This window comes from Burkholderia sp. BCC1640 (genome assembly GCF_902833125.1).
In the GTDB taxonomy this organism is placed as follows: Bacteria; Pseudomonadota; Gammaproteobacteria; order Burkholderiales; family Burkholderiaceae; genus Burkholderia; species Burkholderia diffusa.
Genome location: NZ_CADFEF010000024.1, coordinates 79,237 through 100,426 on the forward strand (window position 1 = coordinate 79,237; position 21,190 = coordinate 100,426).

The window sequence follows — 21,190 nt, forward strand, 5'->3', positions numbered from 1 at the left end:
CTGAACACCACCGCCCGCCCCGCCCCGCAGCCGCGAACGCCGTCACGTCGCATCGGCCTGCTGGGCGGCACGTTCGATCCGATCCACGACGGCCACCTCGCGCTCGCGCGCCGGTTCGCCGACGTGCTCGGGCTGACCGACCTCGTGCTGCTGCCCGCCGGGCAGCCTTACCAGAAGCGCGACGTGTCGGCCGCCGAGCATCGGCTCGCGATGACGCGCGCCGCTGCCGGCTCGCTGTCCCTGCCCGGCGTGACGATCACCGTCGCGACCGACGAGATCGAGCACGCGGGGCCGACCTATACGGTCGAGACGCTCGCGCGCTGGCGCGAGCGGATCGGCCCCGACGCTTCGCTGTCGCTGCTGATCGGCGCCGACCAGCTGGTGCGGCTCGACACGTGGCGCGACTGGCGCAAGCTGTTCGACTATGCGCACGTGTGCGCGTCGACGCGCCCGGGCTTCGACCTCGGCACGGCGCCGCCGGCCGTCGCGCAGGAAATCGCGCGGCGGCAGGCCGGCGCCGACGTGCTGAAAGCGACACCGGCCGGCCATCTGCTGATCGATACGACGCTGGCGTTCGATATCGCCGCAACCGACATCCGTGCGCACCTGCGCGAATGCATCGCGCGTCACGCGCAAATGCCCGATGCGTCGGCCGAGCATGTGCCGGCCGCCGTCTGGGCCTATATTCTTCAACATCGTCTCTACCATTCCTGATTCCATGGATATCCGCAAACTGCAGCGCGTGATCGTCGACGCTCTCGAAGACATCAAGGCGCAAGACATCAAGGTGTTCAACACCAGCCACCTGACCGAACTGTTCGACCGCGTGATCGTCGCGTCGGGCACGTCGAACCGCCAGACCAAGGCGCTCGCGTCGAGCGTGCGCGACAAGGTCAAGGAAGCCGGCGGCGACATCGTCAGCTCCGAGGGCGAAGACACGGGCGAATGGGTGCTGGTCGACTGCGGCGACGCCGTCGTGCACATCCTCCAACCGGCGCTGCGCCAGTACTACAACCTCGAGGAAATCTGGGGCGACAAGCCCGTGCGGATGAAGCTCGGCGGCGGCAAGGGCCCGAACGGCGTCGCGACGGCCGACGAAGACGAGGACGACGAGGAAGAAGCGCCCGCACGCCCGGCGCGCAAGACGGCGGCCCGCCGCCGCTGACCCGCAGCGAGTCGTCCCGATGAAGCTTTTCATCCTCGCGGTCGGCCACAAGATGCCCGGCTGGATCGCGTCCGGCTTCGACGAATACACGAAGCGCATGCCGCCCGAGCTGCGCATCGAGCTGCGCGAGATCAAGCCCGAACTGCGTTCGGGCGGCCGCAGCGCGGAAAGCGTGATGGCGGCCGAGCGGCAGAAGATCGAGGCCGCGTTGCCGAAGGGCGCGCGCATCGTCGCGCTCGACGAGCGCGGCCGCGACTGGACCACCATGCAGCTCGCGCAGGCGCTGCCCGGCTGGCAGCAGGACGGCCGTGACGTCGCGTTCGTGATCGGCGGCGCCGACGGGCTCGATCCGGAACTCAAGGCGCGCGCCGACCTGCTGCTGCGCATTTCGAGCATGACGCTGCCGCACGGGATGGTGCGCGTGCTGCTCGCCGAACAGCTTTACCGGGCGTGGAGCATCACGCAGAATCACCCCTACCACCGCGCATGACGCGTCGTCCTCGGGACGCGCGGCGCGCGCGCTCAACGAGATAACGACACCATGCCGTCCAGCACGCCCCCCGCCCTTTTTCCGACCCTTTACCTTGCTTCGCAAAGCCCGCGCCGCCAGGAGCTGCTGCAGCAGATCGGCGTGCGCTTCGAATTGCTGCTGCCGCGCCCCGACGAGGACGCCGAGGCGCTCGAAGCCGAACTGCCCGGCGAAGCCGCCGATGCGTACGTCCGGCGCGTGACCGTCGCGAAGGCCGAGGCCGCGCGGGCGCGCCTCGTCGCGAGCGGCAAGCCGGCCGCGCCGGTGCTGGTTGCGGACACCACCGTGACGATCGACGGCGCGATCCTCGGCAAGCCGGCCGATGCCGCCGACGCGCTCACGATGCTGACCCGCCTCGCGGGCCGCGAACACGAGGTGCTGACCGCGGTCGCGGTGATCGGCGCCGACGGCGAACTGCTGCCGCCCGCGCTGTCGCGCTCGTCGGTGCGCTTCGCGGCCGCGCCGCGCGAGGCGTTCGAACGTTACGTCGACACCCGTGAACCGTTCGGCAAGGCCGGCGCCTACGCGATCCAGGGGCGCGCGGCCGAATTCATCGAGCGAATCGAAGGCTCCCATTCGGGTATCATGGGTCTGCCCCTCTTTGAGACCGCGGCACTGCTGCGCGCCGCGCGCGTCGACTTCTGAATCCCACCATGAACGAAGAAATCCTGATCAACCTCACGCCGCAGGAAACGCGGGTCGCACTCGTCCAGCAAGGCGCGGTGCAGGAGCTTCACGTCGAGCGCACGCTGTCGCGCGGGCGGGTCGGCAACATCTACCTCGGCAAGGTCGTGCGCGTACTGCCCGGCATGCAGTCGGCATTCATCGACATCGGCCTCGAGCGCGCGGCGTTTCTGCACGTCGCGGACATCTGGCATCCGCGCCTCGCGGGCGAGCCGCAGTCGGGCACGCCGCACCAGCCGATCGAGAAGACCGTCTTCGAAGGCCAGACGCTGATGGTCCAGGTGATCAAGGATCCGATCGGCACGAAGGGCGCGCGACTGTCGACGCAGGTCAGCATCGCGGGCCGCACGCTCGTGTATCTGCCGCAGGAGCCGCACATCGGCATCTCGCAGAAGATCGAGAGCGAGGCCGAGCGCGAGGCCGTGCGCGCACGGCTGACCGCCGTGATCCCGTCGGACGAGAAAGGCGGCTACATCGTGCGCACGATCGCCGAGGACGCGACCTCCGACGAACTGGCGGGCGACGTCACGTATCTGCGCAAGACCTGGGCGACGATCGTCGCGCAAGCGCAGCGGCTGCCGGCGACGAGCCTGCTGTACCAGGATCTCGATCTCGCGCAGCGCGTGTTGCGCGATTTCGCGAACGACGACACGACGCGCATTCAGGTCGATTCGCGCGAGACCTACCAGCGCCTCGCGGAATTCGCGGGCGAGTTCACGCCGGCGGTGAGCCCGAAGCTGCATCACTACACCGGCGAGCGGCCGCTGTTCGACCTGTACAACATCGAGACGGAGATCCAGCGCGCGCTGTCGCGCCGCGTCGACCTGAAGTCGGGCGGCTACCTGATGATCGACCAGACCGAGGCGATGACGACGATCGACGTGAACACCGGCGGCTACGTCGGTGCGCGCAACTTCGACGACACGATCTTCAAGACCAACCTCGAGGCCGCGCATACGATCGCGCGGCAGCTGCGTCTGCGCAACCTCGGCGGGATCATCATCATCGATTTCATCGACATGGAGAACGCCGAGCATCGCGACGCGGTGCTGTCCGAGCTGAAGAAGGCGCTGTCGCGCGATCGCACGCGCGTGACGGTCAATGGCTTCTCGCAGCTCGGGCTCGTCGAGATGACGCGCAAGCGCACGCGCGAATCGCTCGCGCACGTGCTGTGCGAGCCGTGCCCGACCTGCCAGGGCAAGGGCCAGGTGAAGACGTCGCGCACCGTCTGCTACGACATCCTGCGCGAGATCCTGCGCGAGTCGCGCCAGTTCAACCCGCGCGAATTCCGCGTGATCGCCGCGCAGCAAGTGATCGACCTGTTCCTCGACGAGGAGTCGCAGCATCTCGCGATGCTGATCGACTTCATCGGCAAGCCGGTATCGCTGCAGGTCGAGTCGAACCTGAGCCAGGAGCAGTACGATATCGTGCTGATGTGACGTTCCCTCTGCCCGCCGCCGGCTATGCCGCGCGGCGATCCAACGCGGCGCCGGCCGCTCGCGCATGTCACACCCGCGCCCGCCGTCGCTGCATTTTTCCTCTTCCCGTTCATCACACACCATGAGCCAACGCCACAACCGCCGCCAGCGCAAGAAACTCCACATCGCCGAGTTCCAGGAACTCGCGTTCAACGCGACCGCGCATTACCGCAACGAGCTGTCCGACCTCGAGCGCGGCCAGCTCATCGACGCGTTCATCGATTTCGTCGAAGCGAACGGGCTGCTGACCGTCGCATCCGCCGACGAAGGGATCGGCGCCTACGTGATCTCCGGCGCGCCGCGCGGCACGACGACCGATGCCGACCGCGAGAACGTCCGTGCATGGCTGGCCGCACGTCCGGAGCTGACCGACGTCAAGGTCAGCGAATTTACCGACGCGTGGTATCCGGACGCCTGACGTTCCGGTTGCTCCGCGCCTCGCACGGCGCTCGCGCCTGCCCGCCGCGACGGCGGCCCAGGCAGGCGCCGCCCGCCCCCTCCTTCCGCCCTCCCTCCCGCCCCCATCACACGAGTCGCATCGCGTCGATCGTGATTACCCCGACTTCGGCATTGAATCGGACGCTTACTTCAATTTAACGATCATTAAAAGAAGTCTCACCTCGATGGACCTACTCTGGTCGAACGAATCCGGTGATTTTCGGCACGATCGGCAAGCAAGACGAAAGAATGCAAACGATTCGTCCTGCAACCGCTCCGGGTTCCGGTTCAGGCGAATACGCGACACGGCGACAGGTCGATCAGGGAGACAACAACGATGCGCCCGCCGCTTCCCTTCCGCAGCGACGACATGTCGGCGCACACGAAGGCCGCCTGACTCATTTCCATAATCGAGACGAGGACGACATGAACACGCCCATCATCCATCAAGCAGGATTCCGAATGATCATGATCGCGGCTGGCGCCGCGGCGCTGATGTCGCTGGCCGCGTGCGGCGGCTCCGGCTCGCTGAGTCAGGGCACCGGCGGCTCCGGCTCGGGATCCGGCGACACGACGGCAACGACCGGCGGCACGGGCAACGGCTCGAGCGGCACGTCGGCCAACGGCGTCGGCCAGACGGCCGCTGCGTCGAGCAACATCGTGACGGCCGGTGGCGGAGCCATATCGAGCGTCGGCACGGCAATCGCCGCGCAGTCGGTGCCCGGCACGAGCCCGGCAACGACACAGGGGCTCGGCACCGTGGTGCAGGACGTCGGCGCGGCGGTCACGACGCTCGGCACCGGCCTCGGTTCGGGCCTCGGTCAGCTCGGCGCGTCGTCGGATCCGATCGGCACGACGGTCGCGAGCACGGGTGGCGTGGTCACGAATCTCGGCCAGGCAGTCGCCGCGACGGGCGGTGTCGTGTCGAGCCTCGGCGCCAGCGGTTCGGCCCTGGCGCCGCTCGCGCCCGTCACGTCGCCCGTCGGCGGGGCCGTGACGACGCTCGGCAATACGATCGCAGGCGCCGGCGGGACGCTCGGCACGCAACTGTCGACCGGCCCGGTCGCGCAGGTGACGGGCGCGGCCAGCTCGGCGATCACGCCGATCACGACGACGGTCGGCTCGGTCACGCAGACGGTCGCGGCGAGCACGCCGCTCGGCGCGCCGCTGACGAACCTCGTGACGACCGTCGGCACCGGCGTCGCGAACGCCGGCACGACGCTCGCGAATACGGGCAACAATCCGGTCACGACCGGCGTCGGCAACGTCGTGATCGCGACCGGCAACACGGTCGCCACCGCCGGCACGGCGCTGCTCGGCGGCGGCAGCGCCGCGACGAATCCGCTCGCCCCGGTGACGGGGCTCCTGTCGACCGGGGCACTCGGCGGCGCGACGGGCGGCAGCAACCCGGCAGGCGCGCTCACATCGGCGGTCGGCTCCGTGACGGCGGCGGGCGGCAGCTCGCCGGTCGGCGGCCTGACGGGCGGCAGCGGCACCGGCGCGCTGTCGAAGACAGGCGGTGGCCTGCTCGCCCCGGTGACGACGACGCTCGGCTCGCTGGTCAAATAACGCCACGTCGGAAGCCCGTGCGGCGCCCGTCCCGTCGTCGACGGTCGGGCGCCGTGCTCGTTGTGCCCCCCGACGCCGCCCCCCCGCCATTTCCCGGTCCTCCCGCGCCCGATTCTTCGCATAAATCGGTCCTGAAAGGAAGACACGTTAAACTCTCACCTCGCGTGGTGCGCCGCCCGCACCCGCCATCCATCGCCAGCCGCGAGCCCCCGGGCCCGCCCCCGACCCATGGAGTGAGTGTCAATGAGCGGCGGACTCCCGTTTCCCGCATCCCGCATGTCGTTCCCGTCCTCGACGGTTTTCCTCGTTCTCGCAGCCGCCGCGCTGCTGTCCGGCTGCGGGCTGCTGCCGACCCAGAATCCGCCCGCGCCGATCAGCGAGGCGCTCGTCGAGCCCGTCGAGGAAACCGCCGGCGAACCGCTGACGATGCCGCCCGTGCCGCCGCTCGTCCAGCCGGAGGAACCGGAAGCGCCGAAGAAGCCGCACCGTGAAGTGACGAAGCCGAAGCCGGTGCAGCGCCCCGAATCACCGACGCCGCCTCCGCCGCCCCCGCCGCCGCTCGTCGCGACACGCCCGCTCGACCGCACCCAGATCCATGCGCTGCTCGACAGCGAGGTCGCGCGCCGCAACGGCAAGGTGATCGGCCGCGCGGTCGACATGGTGACCGACGCAAGCGGCAAACCGCGCGAAATGATCGTCAACCTGCAGGGGTTCATGGGTATCGGCGACCGCAAGGTCGTCTTCCCGTGGAGCGTGTTCCGCTTCACGCCGGGCGGCAAACAGGAACCGATCGTGCTCGACGTGCCGTCGGGCGACCTGCCGCCGGCCGCCCGGCCCAAGGCCGTGCCGCTGTCGGGCTCGGCCGCGGCGTCGCCCACGACGCGTCTGCCGTTGCTCGACAGCGACGTCGAACGCCCGAACGGCACGAAGATCGGCCGGGTCGTCGACGTGCTGATCGACCGCGGCGCGCAACCGCAGGCCGTCGTGCTCGACCTCGGCGGGCTCGTCAATACCGAACGCCGCTCGATCGCCGCGAGCTGGGGCGCGCTGCGCTTCGTCACGCGCGACAAGGCGCTGCGTCCGCAACTCGACCTGAACGACGCGCAGATCAAGGCGTCGCCGCCCTACGCGGCCGACAAGCCGATCGTCGTGGTCTCGCCGCCGGTTACCGCCGCCGCGCCGGCTTCGCCTGCGAGTGCCGCCCGATGACGATCAAGCATTCCGTCAGCGTTCGCAGTCTCCGGGCCCTCGACTGGCTCAACTTTTTCGTTGCAAACGTTCAAACCGGGTTCGGTCCGTTCATCGCGTCCTACCTCGCATCGCACAAGTGGACGCAGGGCGAGATCGGCATGGTGCTGTCGATCGGCACGATCAGCGCGATGGTCAGCCAGGTGCCTGGCGGCGCCGCCGTCGACGCGCTGAAGAACAAGAAAGGCGCGGCCGCGTGGGCAATCGCAGCCATCATCCTGTCCGCGGTGCTGCTCGCGTCGAGCCCGACGATCGTGCCGGTGATCGCGGCCGAAGTGTTCCACGGCTTCGCGAGCTGCATGCTCGTGCCCGCGATGGCCGCGATCTCGTTCTCGCTGGTCGGCCGCTCCGACCTCGGCGACCGGCTCGGCCGCAACGCGCGCTGGGCATCGATCGGCAGCGCGGTCGCGGCGGGCCTGATGGGGCTCACCGGCGAGTATTTCTCCGCGCGCGCGGTGTTCTGGCTGACCGCCGTGCTGGCGTTGCCCGCGCTGTTCGCGCTCGCGATGATCCAGCCGACACACGAAGTGATTCCGCATACGTCGAAACCCGATGAGCGCGACGAAGGCGAGGAGCGCGAGACGCTGCTCGAGCTGCTGCGCGATCGCCGGATGCTGATCTTCGCGGCGTGCGTCGTGCTGTTCCACTTGTCGAACGCGGCGATGCTCAACCTCGCGGCCGGCGAAGTGACGGCCGGGATGGGCGAGAACGTGCAGCTCGTGATCGCGGCGTGCATCATCGTGCCGCAGGCGATCGTCGCGATGCTGTCGCCGTGGGTCGGCCGGTCCGCGCAACGCTGGGGACGCCGGCCGATCCTGCTGCTCGGCTTCTCGGCGCTGCCGGTGCGCGCGCTGCTGTTCGCCGGCGTGAGCAGCCCCTACCTGCTGGTGCCGGTGCAGATGCTCGACGGCATCAGCGCGGCCGTGTTCGGCGTGATGCTGCCGCTGATCGCGGCCGACGTCGCGGGCGGCAAGGGCCGCTACAACCTGTGCATCGGGCTGTTCGGGCTCGCGGCCGGTATCGGCGCGACGCTCAGCACCGCCGTGGCCGGCTTTGTCGCCGATCACTTCGGCAATGCGGTCAGCTTCTTCGGGCTCGCCGCCGCCGGCACGCTCGCGGTGCTGCTGGTCTGGCTCGCGATGCCGGAAACGCGCGTCGAGAACGGCGACGCGACCACCGGCGAGCCGGCCGCCGCATCGCCGGAACAGGCGCACTGACGCGCTCGCCCCCGCTTCCCGGCCCGACACGATGGATACGATCAGGACGCTCAACGAAGCCCGCCAGCAGATCCAGCAGTCGATCTTCGATCTGTTCAAGGGGCTGACTTTCGGCGAGCGGCTCACGCAAGGCGCGTTGATGGCGTTGCAAGCCGTCTGCGGCGCGTGCCTCGCGTACACGATCGGCCGCGCGCTGCACACCGAGCAGGCCGTGTGGGCGGCGGTCACCGCGATCGCCGTCACGCAGCACAACTATTCGGACACGATGTCGCTGTCGCGCGACCAGTTCATCGGCGCGATGATCGGCGGCCTGGTCGGATTCGCGGGCGCCGCGCTCGGCGGCGATCGCCTCCTCGCCTATGCGATCGCGGTCGCGGTCACGATCGTCAGCTGCTGGTGTCTGAACGTCGGCAGCGCGGCGCGGCTCGGCGGCGTGACCGCGACGATCGTGCTGCTGTTTCCAGGCAACGGCCCACTATGGGACATTCCGCTGATGCGGCTCGGGGAAGTGGCGCTCGGCACCGTCTGCGCGCTGGCCGTGTGCTGGGCGATGTCGCGGGTCGAGCGGCGCTGGTTCCGCCGGGCGGCGGACAAGGACAAGGATAAGGACAAGTGACGCGGCTGCCGGAACACACGCCCCGGCAGCCGGATGAATCGATGATCGGTGGCGGGTGTTACGGACCGACCCGCAGCACGATGCCCGAGCCGATCTGCACGAGCAGGTAGTCGCCGCCGACGCCCACCCAGTGATAGCCACGCGGCGGCGGGCTCAGGCGATAGCCGCGCCAGTCGTCGACCACGTACTGGCGATCGCGGAATTCGTCCGGGAGACGGTCGCCCTTGTGCCAGTCGCGGCGCGGCTGGTCGGCCCAGCGCGGCGGCACATCGTCCTCGCGATGCATCGCCTGCCCCGGCGGCATGTGCTTCGGACCATGGCCGTGCCGCATGCCCGGGCCGCCGCGGTCTCCGTGATTGTCGTAGTTGCCGTGATCCTGCGCCATCGCGGCCGGCGCTGCGAAACCCGCCGCGACCAGCGCGGCCAGCATCATCCCGTGCATCTTCTTCATTGCCCTTCCCTCCGTGTTGTCACGTCGAACCGGAAACAACGAAACCGGACCTGCCCGATGAAGACTAGCACACGGGTGCGATCCGACGTCACGCCGCCTGCTGCTGATACTGGATCCGGTGGAGGTGCGCGTACAGCCCGCCATGGCGCAGCAGTTCGTCGTGGCTGCCCGTTTCGACGATCTTGCCGGCTTCGAGCACGAGGATCCGGTCCGCACGCTCGATCGTCGACAGCCGGTGCGCGATCACAAGCGTCGTGCGCCCTTCCATCAGCCGCTCGAGCGCGGCCTGCACGTGACGCTCGGATTCCGAATCGAGCGCCGAGGTCGCCTCGTCGAGGATCAGGATCGGCGCATCCTTGTAGATCGCGCGCGCGATCGCGAGCCGCTGCCGTTGGCCACCCGACAGACGCATCCCGTTGCCGCCGACCAGCGTGTCGAGCCCGTCGGGCATCGCGGCGACCGCGTCGGCGAGGTTCGCGGCCTCGAGTGCCGCCTGCACGCGGGCGCGGTCGGGCGTCTGCCCGTACGCGACGTTCGCGGCGATCGTGTCGTTGAACAGCACGACGTCCTGGCTGACCATCGCCATCTGGCCGCGCAGCGCGTGGAGGTCGTAGTCGGCCACCGGCACGCCGTCGACCAGGATCGCGCCGCCCGTCGGATCGAAGAAACGTGGCAGAAGGTTGACGAGGGTCGTCTTGCCGCTGCCCGACGGCCCCGCGAGCGCGATCATCTCGCCCGGCGCGACCTTGAACGAAATGCGGTCGAGCGTCGGCCGCTCGGAGGCGCCGTAGTCGAACGACACGTCCCGGAATTCGATCTCGCCGCGTGCGTGCGGCAGCGCACGGCCGCCGCCCTGGGGCTCGGCCGGCTCGTCGATCAGCCCGAAAATCAGCTCGGCGGCCGTCATCCCGCGCTGCAGCGGCTGGTTGACGTCGATCAGGTGCTTGAGCGGCGAGATCACCAGCAGCATCGACGTGACGAACGCGACGAAGCCGCCGACCGTCGTCTGGTCGTTGGTCGACTGCACGACCGCGATCGTGATCACGACCGCGAGCGCGATCGACGCGAGGAACTGCGTCAGCGGCTGCGCGAGCCCGCCCGAGATCGTCATGCGCATCGCGTAGCCGCGCAGGCGCTTGCTCATCGTCGTGAAGCGGTCCATCTCGTACGCTTCGCCGTTGTGCACCTTCACGACCTTGTAGCCGCCGACCGTCTCCTCGACGATGTACGACAGCTCGTTGGTCAGCGTCTGATGCTCGCGGTTCAGGCGGCGCAGACGACGGTTGATCTTGCTGACGAGCCAGCCGATGCCCGGCAGGATCACCGCGACGATCAGCGTGAGCCGCCAGTTCAGGTAGAACAGGTAGCCGAGCAGGAACACCACGGTCAGCGAGTCGCGCACGAGCGTGACCATCACGCCGGTCAGCACCGACAGGATCTGGTTGACCTCGAACACGATCGCGTTGATCACGGTGCTCGCGGTCTCGCGCTGGAAGAACGAGGCGCCCGTGTGGATCATCCGCTGGAACATCTCGAGCCGCAGCTGCAGCAGGATGCGGTTCGACACGTAGTTGAGCAGGTAGTTGGACGTGTACTGCGACACGCCGCGCACGAGCGCGAGGCCGATCACCGCGATCGGCACGTACCATTTCGCGCGGTCGCTGCCGTGCGAGCCGAAGCCGTGGTCGAGCAGCGGCTTGAGCAGTGCCGGGATCCCGGCTTCCGTGGCCGCGACGACGCCCATCGTCATCACGGCGAGCAGCACGATGCCGATGAGCGGCCGGATGTACGGCCACAGGCGCTTGAGGACCGTGACCGGCGACGTACCGGTGCCGTCCATCGGTTTGCGAAGAGTGTTCTGGGTTTCCAAGGCAATCCTTCTTGAGCCGCGACGCGGCGCCCGGGGCGTGACTGCCCGGAATTCACCCCGTCCGGCGGGTGCCGAAAAAGGCCCAACATTATAGCTGTACCGCCTGCGCCGGCATGGCCGTCGCCGAAGCGGCCGTCGGCCGGCGCGCGGGTATACTGCCGCTCACCGTTTTCTCCGCCTTTTCGACGATTTCATGGCAGAACCCACCCTCGGCGTCGCCCTCATCGCCCTCAACGCGGCCGCGCGGCTCGCGCAGTGCCTCGACGCGCTGACCTTCGCCGACGACGTCGTCGTGATCGACGGCGGCAGCACCGACGATACCGTCGCGATCGCCCGCGCGCACGGCGCCCGCGTGATCGTCGAGCGCGACTGGCCGGGCTTCGGCCCGCAGAAGAACCGCGCGCTCGACGCCCTCGACACCGACTGGATCCTGTCGCTCGACACCGACGAGGTGGTCAGCCCGGAACTCGCGCAGTCGATCCGCGCGGCCATCCGCGCGCCGGCCGCGCAGGTCTATGCGCTCGACCGGCTGTCGAGCTTCTGCGGCCAATGGATCCGCCACAGCGGCTGGTATCCCGACTGGGTGCCGCGCCTGTTCCGGCGCGGCACCGCCCGCTTCTCCGACGACCTGGTGCACGAACGGCTCGTATTCGACACGCCCGCGCAGCGGCTGCCGGGCAAGCTGATGCACTATTCGTACGAGGATTTCGAAACCGTCGTGCGCAAGCTCGATGCGTATTCGACGGCCGGCGCACGCCAGCGCCGCGCGGCCGGCCAGCGCGGCGGCTTCGGCAAGGCGCTCGCGCGCGGCGCATGGGCGTTCGTGCGGACCTATGTGCTGCGGCGCGGGTTTCTCGACGGCCGCGCGGGCTTCATGATCGCTGTGTTCAACGCGGAAACGGTGTACTACCGGTTCCTGAAGCTCGGCCACGAGCCGGCCCGCTGAGCGCGCGCCCCCTGCCCCACCCCTGACGCCGCCGGCATGCGGCCGGCCCGGCGTTACAATGCCGGGCTGCCCGCGCGCCATGCGCGCCCGAGCGCGGCGCCGCGCCACGCGCCGCCGACACGACGACCACCGAATCCGACCGCCATGTTCTCCATCATCATCCCGACCTGGAACAACCTGCCGTACCTCAAGCTCGTCGTCGACAGCCTGCGCCGTCATTCGGCGTACGACCACCAGATCATCGTGCACGTGAACGACGGCTCGGACGGCACGCTCGACTGGGTGCGCAGCGAAGGCATCGAGCACACCGCGTCGCCGGCCAACATCGGCATCTGCCACGCGGTGAACCTGGCCGCCGCGCGCGCGACGCGCGACTACGTCGTCTACATGAACGACGACATGTACTGTTGCCCCGGCTGGGACGCGGCGCTCGTGCGGCGCATCGAGCAGATGCCGACCGACCTGTTCATGCTGTCCGGCACGATGGTCGAGCCGGTCGACACGCGCAACCCGTGCGTCGTCGTCAGCAATTTCGGCCGCGACGCCGAACAGTTCGACGCGGCCGGCCTCGTCGAGGCCACACCGCGGCTCGCGCGCGCGGACTGGCTCGGCTCGACCTGGCCGCCGACGCTCGTGCACCGCGACTGGTGGAACCGCATCGGCGGCTACAGCAGCGAGCTGTCGCCGGGGATGAGCAGCGACAACGACTTCTCGATGAAATTCTGGGACGCCGGCTGCCGGATCTTCCTCGGCGTCGGCGACAGCCTCGTCTATCACTTCCAGCAGAAAAGCACGGGCAAGATCGTCAAGAACGATGGTCGCCGCCAGTTCCTCAACAAATGGGGCATGACGCAGGCCACGTTCGACCGCTATTACCTGCATCGCGGCGAGCCGGCGGGCTCGCGACTCGCGCTCGACACGCCGGTCGTCGAGGGACGCCTGAAGCGCGCGCTGCTGCGCTCGCGGATCAAGCGCGCATTCAGCTGATCGGACCCCGGAAACGGTAAAGAAACGCCCGCCGCTTCGCGTATACTGCGCGCTTCGTCCCGCGCGGTGCCGCCGGGACGCGCGGCGCGCGGCACGGTGCCCGCATGCCGCATTCGTCCATTCGACAGGTTCCGATGCTTTCGTTTTCCGCTCCCGCCACGCGGCGCCTGACCGCCGCCCGCGCCTTCGCCGTCATCGCGCTGTGCATGGTGCCCGTCTCGACCGCGCTGACCAATGTGTTCTGCGGACTGTTCGCGGCCGCGCTCGTGATCTCCCCCGAATTCTGGCGCGACCTGCGCACGTTCGTCACCGAACCGGCGTCGCTCGCGGCGCTCCTGATCCTCGCGGCGCTGACCGCGAGCGTCACCTATACGGTCGCGCCGCACCCGAAGGCGTGGAACTGGGTCGCCAAGTACGACAAGCTGCTGCTGCTGCCGTTTGCCGTGCTCGCCTTCCGCCACTCGAACTGGGCACCGATCGTGCGACGAGCGTGGTTCGGCACGCTGTGCGTGATCCTGCTGCTGTCGACCACCAACTATCTCGGGCTGACCGCGATCGGGCCCGCGCATGCGACCGAACTGCCGCTGTCGCGTGCCTGGGTGTTCAAGAACCACATCGCGGCCGGCATGTTCGGCGCGTTGCTGTTTTACCAGGCGGCCGACCTCGCGCTGTCGGCCCGCACCGCGCTGTCGCGAGCCGCATATGCGGGCGTCGCCGCGTGGTCGCTGATCAACGTGTTCGTGATGCTGCAGGGACGCACCGGGCAGGTCATCGCGCTGCTGCTGATCCTCGTCGTCGCGGTGCGTTTCGTGCTGTTGATGCGCCGCCAGTCGGCGCTGCGCGCGGGGCTCGCCGCCGGGGCGCTGGTCCTGGCGGGCGTCGCGCTCGTCGTCGCCGCGTGCACGGTGCACAACGGCCGGCTTCTGAAGGTCGTGTCGGAAGTGCAGCAGTATCGGCAGACCGATGCGGTCACGTCGACCGGGCTGCGTCTCGAGTGGTACAAGAAGGGGCTCGAGCTGTATCGCATGCGTCCCGTGATCGGCTACGGTGCGGGCGGCCTCGAATTCGAGTTCGAGAAGCTCACGGCCGGCAAGACGGCGGCCGAAGGGCAACTCACGTCGAATCCGCATAACGAATACCTGCTGATGGCCGTGCAGCTCGGCACGCTCGGCGTTTTGCTGTTCCTGAACCTGATCGTGCAGATCGCGCGCGGCAGCCGTGCGCTCGATTCGCGTTCGCGGCAGCTGCTGCTCGCGTGGCTCGCGATCTTCGCGATCGGCAGCCTCGCGAATTCGCTGCTGCTCGATTTCGCCGAAGGTCACCTGCTGGTGCTGCTCGCCGGCATCCTGCTCGGCTGCGGCGCGCGCACCGAAGCACTGCCCCGCGAGACGTCGGCGATCCGGCGCAGCGCGTAACGCATCATGCGGCGGGCGGCGCGCGATCCGCGTTGCCGCCCGCCGCAGCTTGAGCCTCTCAGGCTGCAATGGCGGCGCACGCGCGCCGCTGCCGGAAGCACGGCCGCGCGCCGTCGACGCGGCGCCGCTCCCCTGCTTTTCGAATCAGGAAACGTCAGGCCTTCAGGCGTCGTCAGTCGGAACGCGCGCGATGCAAGCGCGATGTGTCGATGACCGAGTCGGCGGCACCTGGCGGATTCAGCCCGAGCATCTCGGCTGCCGCCGCCTTCACACGCTGCGTGCCGAGATTGACGAGGCAGTCGCTGCGGCTGTCGACATGGCGCTCACAGCCTTCGTGCCGGCACGGCACGCAATCGCCCTCGCCCTGCAGCAGCCACACGTTGCCGTGCCGCGCGGAGCCGCGCAGCGCCCACGGGTTCTCCGTCGCCGGCCAGTGCTGCGGCCACGGCCCCCAGCGCACCGGATCGGACGGACCGAACAGCGCGATCGTGTCGGTGCCCGTTGCGGCCGCAACGTGCGTCGCGCCCGTATCGGGCCCGATGAAGAGCCGTGCACGCCGCACCAGTTCCGCGCTTTCGCCGAACGTCAGGCGGCCGACCAGATTCAGCACGTCGCCGCCCGCCTCGGCCGCGACCTGCTCCGCGTACTCGCGCTCGCGATCGGCCGGGCCGCCCGACAGCGCGATCGCAAACCCCTGCGCGCGCAGCCATTCGATCATCTCGACCCAGCCCTCGAGCCGCCATTGCTTGTAGCGGAACATCGGATACGGATGCAGCACGACGAGCGGCTTGCCGTCACGAATCGCAGGCGATTCAGCCAGCCACGCGTCGAATCGCGCGCGCCGCGCGGGATCGTCGCCGATGCCCGGCGCGACGACCTCGGATACCGGCTCGATGCCGATCACCGGTGCGAGCGCGAGCGTGCTGACAACCGTATGCGCGGATTCGTGATGATTGATCGCGATGCCGTTCAGCATCATTCGAGTCAGCCACGTGACGCGGTTCGGATCGACGAGGCCGACGCGCTTGCGGCCGGCGAACCAGCTGTAGAAACGCGGCCGGTCGGAACTCAGCGCCGCGCACGCGAGATCGTAGCGGCGCCACATCGACAGCGCGTCGCGCAAACGCTCCCGGAATCCCGCACGCTGCGCGACGACGATCACGCGCCGCACGTCGGGGTTGTGCTCCAGCACGCCCTCGGTGCCGCGAAACACCAGCATGTCGATCTGCGCGTCGGGCCAGCGCACCTTCAGCGAACGCACGAGCGGCGTCGTCAGCAGCACGTCGCCGATACGGCGCGGGGCTGCGACGAGGATGGTTCTGGGCGGGCGGGCGGAAGAAAACAGGGCCACGGCGATCGTTCCGTCTAGCTGGCTGGACAAGGCTCGCAATGTACAGGATTTTGCGGCCGGTGGCGTGGCGTCGGGCGCGGGCGTCGGCAACGCGTCGCGGTTGGAAATTGGGGGCGCCCGTCTGGTATCGCGGCAGACAACGACGCGCCGCGCACGGCGGGGCCGCGGTCATCGTGCCGCCTGGCGTCCGTTTGTCCGTCCGACGGCGTCGCCGGCAATGCCGTCGCCGCCTGCCGTCCCGGAGGCTACGAAACGATTGCGTCGACTGCAGGTGCCTCGAAGGTAGCAGCCGGAAGCGGCACTGCGCCACCCATCGCTTCTTCGGGCTGCCCGGCCGGCATCAACAGATGAAGCACCGCGCGCTCGAGCGCGTCGACTCCGATCGCGTCGACCGTCGCGCCGGCCCGCAGGACGATGTGCGGCACGCCGAGCGGATGCCAGCGCCGGTATTTCTCGGGACGGTCCTCGAACAGCGCGGCGACCGGCACGCCGAGCGCCGACGCGAGATGCACGGGCGCGCTGTCGGCCGACACGATCGCGTCGAGCAGGCTCGCGGCGGCCACCAGCTCGGCGACCGACGACGGCGCGACATGCCGGGCGTCCACGTCCCGCCACGTGTCGTGGTCGGCCGCGGCCGACACGGCGGGATCGCGGAACACGATCACGTCGGCGAGCGGTGCGAGCCGCCGAGCGAGGTCGCGCCATCGATCGGCCGGCCAGCGTCGCTCCGCCGCCTTGTTCGACACGAAGAGCCCGACGCGCGGCTTCGTGCGCGGCCCAAGCAGCCGATACCACGTTTCCTGCAGCGCGCGGTCCGGGTGGACGGACAGCTCCAGACCGTCGAGTCCGGTGCGGCCGAGCTCGGGCACGAGCCGGAATCCCGACAGCGCCTCATGGCACATCGGCCGCGACGCGACGTGTTCGGGCTTGCGATCGTCGAATTCTGAATCGGCATCGTGCCAGCGGCAATCCTTCACGCCGAGCTGTCGCGCGAACTGGATGCTGCTGCGATGCATGCCGCCGTTCGGCACGATCACGAGGTCGAACCGCAAGCGGCGCAGCCGGCGCACGAGCCGCAGCCTGTCGAAGAGCGCGCGCATCCGTCCCGGGCGGTCGTTGCGCTCGCACTGACGGCTGTACACGTAAGTATGGACCGCGTGCACGTCCGGGTTGCCGGCCAGCGCGGCCGCGTTGTAGCGGTTCGCGACGACGTGCAGTTCCGCACCGGGCCAGCGCTGTTTCAGCGCGCCGAGGAAAGCGGTCGTGCACAGCATGTCGCCCAGAAAATCAATCCGGATCACGAGGATCCGCCTCGTCGGTTTCCCGTTGGCCATTGTTGTGGTCGTGCTGTCGGTTTTTTTATCGTCGCGTACCGACCGGCATCCTGGCGCCCTTCCCCGTGCCGGCCTCGTCGCGTGTTCGCTCGCGGCACCGCGCCGCATCGCGTGCCGCGCTGAACCGCCCCCGTTTTCAAGCGCGCAATATCGCCCGGGCCGGCGGACGTGCCGCGGCCGGCGCCGCATTTGCGTCGCGCGCGACGGATTGTATAGCGTCCGGATGACGGCCCCAAGCACCCGCCGAAATGAAAACGGCCCGCCGCACCGCACGATGGCGATGCGACGGGCCGTGCAGACGACGACCGTCGGGCGGTGACCGCTCAGTACGTGATTTCGACGATGCTTCCGTCAAACGTCGCGCGCAACTCCGCGAGCAGCGTGTCGCTCGGCTTGACGCGCCACGCGTCGCCGAGACGCATCTCACCCTGCGCGCGCGCGTTGCTGTAGTGAACCTGGACCGCGAGCCCGTTCGGCAGCGGCGCCTGCGGGCGACGGCCGCCGTCGCGCCCGCCGCCGCGCGGCGCGGGCGCCTCGACCGCCTGCGCGGCCGCCGGATCGTCCTTCGACACGTGCGGCTCGAGCACGCGGCGCAGCGCCGCCGCATCCGCATTGCCGTTCATCGTGAGCCGCACCGCCTGCGCGTAGCGGCTGCGCGCACGCTCGAGATCCATCACCGTGTCGGCCGTGAAACGGATACCGCCGGTGAACGCATCGTTGCGTGCCTGCCCCTGCACGATCAGCAGTTCGTCTTCCTTGAACAGCGCCTTGTTCGCCTCGAACTGCTCGTTGAAAATCGTGATTTCGCACTGGCCCGAACCGTCGTCGAGCAACGCGATCAGCATCTTGCCGCGCTGGGTCATCTGCGTGCGCAGCGATGCGATGATGCCCGCGACGAGCTTGTCGCGCCCTTCCTTCAGGTCGCCGACCTTCTGCCGCACGAACCGGCGCACTTCGTCGCGATACGCATCGAACAGGTGGCCGGACAGGTAGAAGCCGAGCGCGCCCTTCTCTTCCTGCAGGCGACGCTTGTCGTCCCACGCGGGTTCGTCAACGAGCGCATGCGCGTGCGGCGACTCGGCCCCCATGTCGAACAGGCCGGCCTGCATCGCGTTCGCCGCGGCCTGCTCGGCCGCTTCCATCGCGAGCGGCACCGACGCGAGCATCTGCGCGCGATTCGCGTTCAGCGAATCGAACGCGCCGGCACGGATCAGCGCCTCGACCGTGCGGCGGTTGACGACACGCCGGTCGATCCGCTCGCAGAAATCGAACAGGTCGGTGAACGGCTTTTCCTCGCGCGCGCGCAGGATTTCCTCGATCGCGTTCTGGCCGCTGCCCTTCACCGCGCCGAGACCGTAGCGGATCGTGCGCGAGCGCTTGCCGTCGGCTTCAGCGACGGGCTCGAACCGGTAATGCGACTGGTTGATGTCCGGCGGCAGCACGACGAGGTTGTTCACAACGCAGTCGTCGAACAGGATCTTCACCTTGTCGGTGTCGTCCATCGCGAGCGTCATGTTGGCCGCCATGAATTCGGCCGGATGGTGCGCCTTCAGCCACGCGGTGTAATACGCGAGCAGCGCGTAGGCCGCCGCGTGCGACTTGTTGAAGCCGTAGCCCGCGAACTTCTCCATCAGGTCGAAGATCTCGTCGGACTTCTCGCGCGTGAGGCCGTTCTTCGCCGCACCCTCGGCGAAGATCTCGCGGTGCTTGACCATCTCCTCGGGCTTCTTCTTGCCCATCGCGCGGCGCAACAGGTCGGCGCCGCCGAGCGAGTAGCCGCCGATGATCTGCGCCATCTGCATCACCTGCTCCTGATAGACCATGATGCCGTAGGTCTCTTTCAGGACGGGTTCGACGCGCGGATCCGGATAGTCGACCTTCTCGCGGCCGTGCTTCCGTGCGCAGAAGCTCGGGATCAGGTCCATCGGGCCCGGACGGTACAACGACACGAGCGCGATGATGTCCTCGAAGCGGTCGGGCTGCGCGTCCTTCAGCATGCCCTGCATCCCGCGGCTTTCCAGCTGGAACACGGCAACCGTGTTGGCCTTCTTCAGGATCTGGAACGATGCCGGATCGTCGAGCGGTACCTGCGCGAGCGACCAGTCGGCCTTCGACGCATCGAGACGGCGGATGTAGCGCTCGGCCCAGTCGAGGATCGTCAGCGTCGTGAGACCCAGAAAGTCGAACTTCACGAGGCCGACGGCTTCGACGTCGTCCTTGTCGTACTGGCTGACGACACCACCGTCGTCGCCCTGCGTGTACAGCGGACAGAAGTCGGTCAGCTTGCCGGGCGCGATCAGCACGCCGCCCGCGTGCATCCCGACGTTACGCGTGAGGCCCTCGACGCGCTGCGCGAGGTCGAGCAGCTGGTGCACTTCGTCCTCGTGGTCGTAGCGCTCCTGCAGTTGTGGCTCTTCCTTCATCGCGTCGGCGATGGTCACGTGCTTGCCGGGCTTGAACGGGATCAGCTTCGCGACGCCGTCGGTGAACATGTAGCCGAGGTCGAGCACGCGGCCGATGTCGCGCACGGCCGCCTTCGCGGCCATCGTGCCGAAGGTGGCGATCTGCGACACGGCGTCCGCGCCGTATTTTTCCTTCACGTACTGGATCACGCGATCGCGGCCGTGCTGGCAGAAGTCGATGTCGAAGTCGGGCATCGACACGCGTTCCGGATTCAGGAATCGCTCGAACAGCAGGTTGTAACGCAGCGGGTCCAGATCGGTAATGCCGAGCGCGTACGCGACCAGCGAACCGGCGCCCGAGCCGCGGCCCGGGCCGACCGGCACGCCGTTGTTCTTCGCCCAGTTGATGAAGTCCGCAACGATCAGGAAGTAGCCCGGGAAGCCCATCTTCGTGATGGTCCCGCACTCGAACTCGAGCCGCTTGTAGTACGTGTCGCGCTGCGCTTCGCGCTCCGCCGCATCCGGATACAGCTGCTCGAGGCGCTTCTCGAGCCCTTCCTTCGACAGCTGGACCAGGTAGTCGTCGAGCGACATGCCGTCCGGCGTCGGAAACAGCGGCAGCTTCGGCTTGCCGAGCTCGAGCTTCAGGTTGCAGCGCTTCGCGATCTCGACCGTGTTCGCGACCGCCGACGGCAAGTCGGCGAACAGCGCGGCCATCTCGTCCTGCGTGCGGAAATACTGATCGGTCGTGAAGCGCTTCTGGCGTCGCGGATTCGCGAGCATGTCGCCTTCCGAGATGCACACGCGCGCCTCGTGCGCGGTGAAGTCGTCGTCGGTCATGAACTGCGTCGGATGCGTCGCGACGACCGGCAGCTGCAGCGACGCGGCGAGCGTCGCGGCCTGCTGGATGTACGCCTCGGCGCCCGGCTGGCCGTAACGCTGCAGTTCGATGTAGAAACCGCCCGGGAAGATCTTCGCCCAGCGCTCGGCATGCCGGCGCGCGGCTTCCTCGTTACCGGCCGCGAACGCGAGCCCGATATCGCCCTGCTGCGCACCCGACAGCGCGAGCAGCCCTTGCGAGAGCTCGCCGTCGAGCCAGCTCGCGTCGAGTTCCGCGCGGCCGCGATACTGGTTCGTGAGCCATGCCTTCGACAGCAGTTCGCACAGGTTCAGGTAGCCGACCTTGTCCTTCACCAGCAGCAGCAGGCGCGACGGTTTGTCGCGATCGTCCGGATTGGTGATCCAGACGTCGCAGCCGGCGATCGGCTTGATGCCCTTGCCGCGGGCTTCCTGGTAGAAACGGACGAGGCCGAATGCGTTGCCGAGATCAGTGAGGGCGAGCGCGCCCTGACCGTCCGCGGCCGCCGCCTTGACGATGTCGTCGAGACGCACGATGCCGTCGGCAATCGAGAATTCGGAGTGAACGCGAAGATGGACGAAGCGGGGATCTGACATGGGCGATATTGTAGCCGCGTCGTCGCGAAGGCTGC

General features: G+C 68.7%; 18 protein-coding genes. 13 read left to right on the forward strand and 5 right to left on the reverse strand.

All coding sequences use genetic code 11. From position 1 onward, the window contains the following. The 10 genes from HWX25_RS23990 to HWX25_RS24035 all read left to right on the forward strand — a co-directional run bounded on the left by HWX25_RS23990 (position 1) and on the right by HWX25_RS24035 (position 8,944). Positions 1-714 (forward strand): nicotinate-nucleotide adenylyltransferase, encoded by a 714-nt coding sequence (locus HWX25_RS23990; protein WP_082722101.1) that lies wholly within the window; start codon positions 1-3, stop codon positions 712-714. 4 nt (positions 715-718) lie between these two features. Further along, on the forward strand, positions 719-1,165 hold the full coding sequence (gene rsfS, locus HWX25_RS23995; RefSeq protein WP_059820642.1) for a ribosome silencing factor: 447 nt from the start codon (positions 719-721) through the stop codon (positions 1,163-1,165). A 19-nt stretch (positions 1,166-1,184) separates the two neighbouring features. Next, on the forward strand, positions 1,185-1,655 hold the full coding sequence (gene rlmH, locus HWX25_RS24000; RefSeq protein ID WP_044844705.1) for a 23S rRNA (pseudouridine(1915)-N(3))-methyltransferase RlmH: 471 nt from the start codon (positions 1,185-1,187) through the stop codon (positions 1,653-1,655). A 51-nt stretch (positions 1,656-1,706) separates the two neighbouring features. Continuing rightward, positions 1,707-2,339 carry a Maf family protein gene (locus tag HWX25_RS24005; RefSeq protein WP_059820641.1) on the forward strand — a complete coding sequence of 211 codons (633 nt, stop codon included), beginning with the start codon at positions 1,707-1,709 and terminating at the stop codon, positions 2,337-2,339. 8 nt (positions 2,340-2,347) lie between these two features. Continuing rightward, on the forward strand, positions 2,348-3,817 hold the full coding sequence (gene rng, locus HWX25_RS24010; RefSeq protein ID WP_175910897.1) for a ribonuclease G: 1,470 nt from the start codon (positions 2,348-2,350) through the stop codon (positions 3,815-3,817). A 121-nt stretch (positions 3,818-3,938) separates the two neighbouring features. Further along, positions 3,939-4,274, forward strand: a complete 336-nt coding sequence (locus tag HWX25_RS24015) for a 50S ribosome-binding protein YggL (protein WP_059527263.1) — start codon at positions 3,939-3,941, stop codon at positions 4,272-4,274. A 446-nt stretch (positions 4,275-4,720) separates the two neighbouring features. Beyond that, the gene (locus HWX25_RS24020; protein ID WP_175910899.1) at positions 4,721-5,863 is read left to right on the forward strand and encodes a collagen-like triple helix repeat-containing protein; all 1,143 of its coding nucleotides are present in this window, start codon (positions 4,721-4,723) and stop codon (positions 5,861-5,863) included. Positions 5,864-6,106: 243 nt separating this feature from the next. Then, the gene (locus HWX25_RS24025) at positions 6,107-7,072 is read left to right on the forward strand and encodes a PRC-barrel domain-containing protein (protein WP_175910901.1); all 966 of its coding nucleotides are present in this window, start codon (positions 6,107-6,109) and stop codon (positions 7,070-7,072) included. Then, positions 7,069-8,328: an MFS transporter gene (locus HWX25_RS24030; RefSeq protein ID WP_175910904.1), complete on the forward strand. Its 1,260-nt coding sequence runs from the start codon at positions 7,069-7,071 to the stop codon at positions 8,326-8,328. Before HWX25_RS24025 ends, HWX25_RS24030 begins: the two co-directional genes overlap by 4 nt. Positions 8,329-8,359: 31 nt before the next feature. Further along, positions 8,360-8,944: an FUSC family protein gene (locus HWX25_RS24035; protein WP_175910906.1), complete on the forward strand. Its 585-nt coding sequence runs from the start codon at positions 8,360-8,362 to the stop codon at positions 8,942-8,944. A gap of 58 nt (positions 8,945-9,002) precedes the next feature. On the opposite strand, the gene HWX25_RS24040 is transcribed toward HWX25_RS24035, so the two are convergent. Next, positions 9,003-9,395: an RcnB family protein gene (locus HWX25_RS24040; protein ID WP_059820635.1), complete on the reverse strand. Its 393-nt coding sequence runs from the start codon at positions 9,393-9,395 to the stop codon at positions 9,003-9,005. Between the two features lie 88 nt (positions 9,396-9,483). Beyond that, positions 9,484-11,235: a lipid A export permease/ATP-binding protein MsbA gene (gene msbA / locus HWX25_RS24045; protein WP_059689407.1), complete on the reverse strand. Its 1,752-nt coding sequence runs from the start codon at positions 11,233-11,235 to the stop codon at positions 9,484-9,486. A 223-nt stretch (positions 11,236-11,458) separates the two neighbouring features. Here msbA and HWX25_RS24050 point away from each other — a divergent pair, with 223 nt between their 5' ends. From HWX25_RS24050 to HWX25_RS24060, 3 genes are all read left to right on the forward strand, one after another. Continuing rightward, a complete protein-coding gene (locus HWX25_RS24050) occupies positions 11,459-12,211 on the forward strand; it encodes a glycosyltransferase family 2 protein (protein ID WP_059527280.1) in 753 nt (250 codons plus the stop codon). Positions 12,212-12,355: 144 nt separating this feature from the next. Then, entirely contained in the window at positions 12,356-13,198 is an 843-nt protein-coding gene (locus HWX25_RS24055; RefSeq protein WP_175910908.1) for a glycosyltransferase, read from the forward strand. Between the two features lie 134 nt (positions 13,199-13,332). Beyond that, the gene (locus HWX25_RS24060) at positions 13,333-14,613 is read left to right on the forward strand and encodes an O-antigen ligase family protein (RefSeq protein WP_175910910.1); all 1,281 of its coding nucleotides are present in this window, start codon (positions 13,333-13,335) and stop codon (positions 14,611-14,613) included. Positions 14,614-14,785: 172 nt separating this feature from the next. Here the strand turns inward: HWX25_RS24060 and HWX25_RS24065 are convergent, their stop codons facing one another. The 3 genes from HWX25_RS24065 to dnaE all read right to left on the reverse strand — a co-directional run bounded on the left by HWX25_RS24065 (position 14,786) and on the right by dnaE (position 21,155). Continuing rightward, entirely contained in the window at positions 14,786-15,964 is a 1,179-nt protein-coding gene (locus HWX25_RS24065) for a glycosyltransferase family 9 protein (protein ID WP_175910912.1), read from the reverse strand. Positions 15,965-16,209: 245 nt separating this feature from the next. Next, complete coding sequence (locus HWX25_RS24070; protein ID WP_175910914.1) at positions 16,210-17,298, reverse strand: glycosyltransferase family 9 protein; 1,089 nt, start codon at positions 17,296-17,298, stop codon at positions 16,210-16,212. Positions 17,299-17,621: 323 nt separating this feature from the next. Beyond that, positions 17,622-21,155 (reverse strand): DNA polymerase III subunit alpha, encoded by a 3,534-nt coding sequence (gene dnaE, locus HWX25_RS24075; protein ID WP_059820631.1) that lies wholly within the window; start codon positions 21,153-21,155, stop codon positions 17,622-17,624. Positions 21,156-21,190: the final 35 nt, after the last annotated feature.

Bases quoted from the DNA above. Each gene is read 5' to 3' on its own strand.
- rsfS (WP_059820642.1), top strand. From the start codon at position 719: ATGGATATCCGCAAACTGCAGCGCGTGATCGTCGACGCTCTCGAAGAC.
- HWX25_RS24050 (WP_059527280.1), top strand. From the start codon at position 11,459: ATGGCAGAACCCACCCTCGGCGTCGCCCTCATCGCCCTCAACGCGGCC.
- HWX25_RS24020 (WP_175910899.1), top strand. From the start codon at position 4,721: ATGAACACGCCCATCATCCATCAAGCAGGATTCCGAATGATCATGATC.
- HWX25_RS24015 (WP_059527263.1), top strand. From the start codon at position 3,939: ATGAGCCAACGCCACAACCGCCGCCAGCGCAAGAAACTCCACATCGCC.
- rng (WP_175910897.1), top strand. From the start codon at position 2,348: ATGAACGAAGAAATCCTGATCAACCTCACGCCGCAGGAAACGCGGGTC.
- HWX25_RS24060 (WP_175910910.1), top strand. From the start codon at position 13,333: ATGCTTTCGTTTTCCGCTCCCGCCACGCGGCGCCTGACCGCCGCCCGC.
- HWX25_RS24030 (WP_175910904.1), top strand. From the start codon at position 7,069: ATGACGATCAAGCATTCCGTCAGCGTTCGCAGTCTCCGGGCCCTCGAC.
- rlmH (WP_044844705.1), top strand. From the start codon at position 1,185: ATGAAGCTTTTCATCCTCGCGGTCGGCCACAAGATGCCCGGCTGGATC.
- HWX25_RS24055 (WP_175910908.1), top strand. From the start codon at position 12,356: ATGTTCTCCATCATCATCCCGACCTGGAACAACCTGCCGTACCTCAAG.
- HWX25_RS24005 (WP_059820641.1), top strand. From the start codon at position 1,707: ATGCCGTCCAGCACGCCCCCCGCCCTTTTTCCGACCCTTTACCTTGCT.
- HWX25_RS24070 (WP_175910914.1), bottom strand. From the start codon at position 17,298: ATGGCCAACGGGAAACCGACGAGGCGGATCCTCGTGATCCGGATTGAT.
- dnaE (WP_059820631.1), bottom strand. From the start codon at position 21,155: ATGTCAGATCCCCGCTTCGTCCATCTTCGCGTTCACTCCGAATTCTCG.
- HWX25_RS24040 (WP_059820635.1), bottom strand. From the start codon at position 9,395: ATGAAGAAGATGCACGGGATGATGCTGGCCGCGCTGGTCGCGGCGGGT.
- msbA (WP_059689407.1), bottom strand. From the start codon at position 11,235: ATGGACGGCACCGGTACGTCGCCGGTCACGGTCCTCAAGCGCCTGTGG.
- HWX25_RS24025 (WP_175910901.1), top strand. From the start codon at position 6,107: ATGAGCGGCGGACTCCCGTTTCCCGCATCCCGCATGTCGTTCCCGTCC.
- HWX25_RS24035 (WP_175910906.1), top strand. From the start codon at position 8,360: ATGGATACGATCAGGACGCTCAACGAAGCCCGCCAGCAGATCCAGCAG.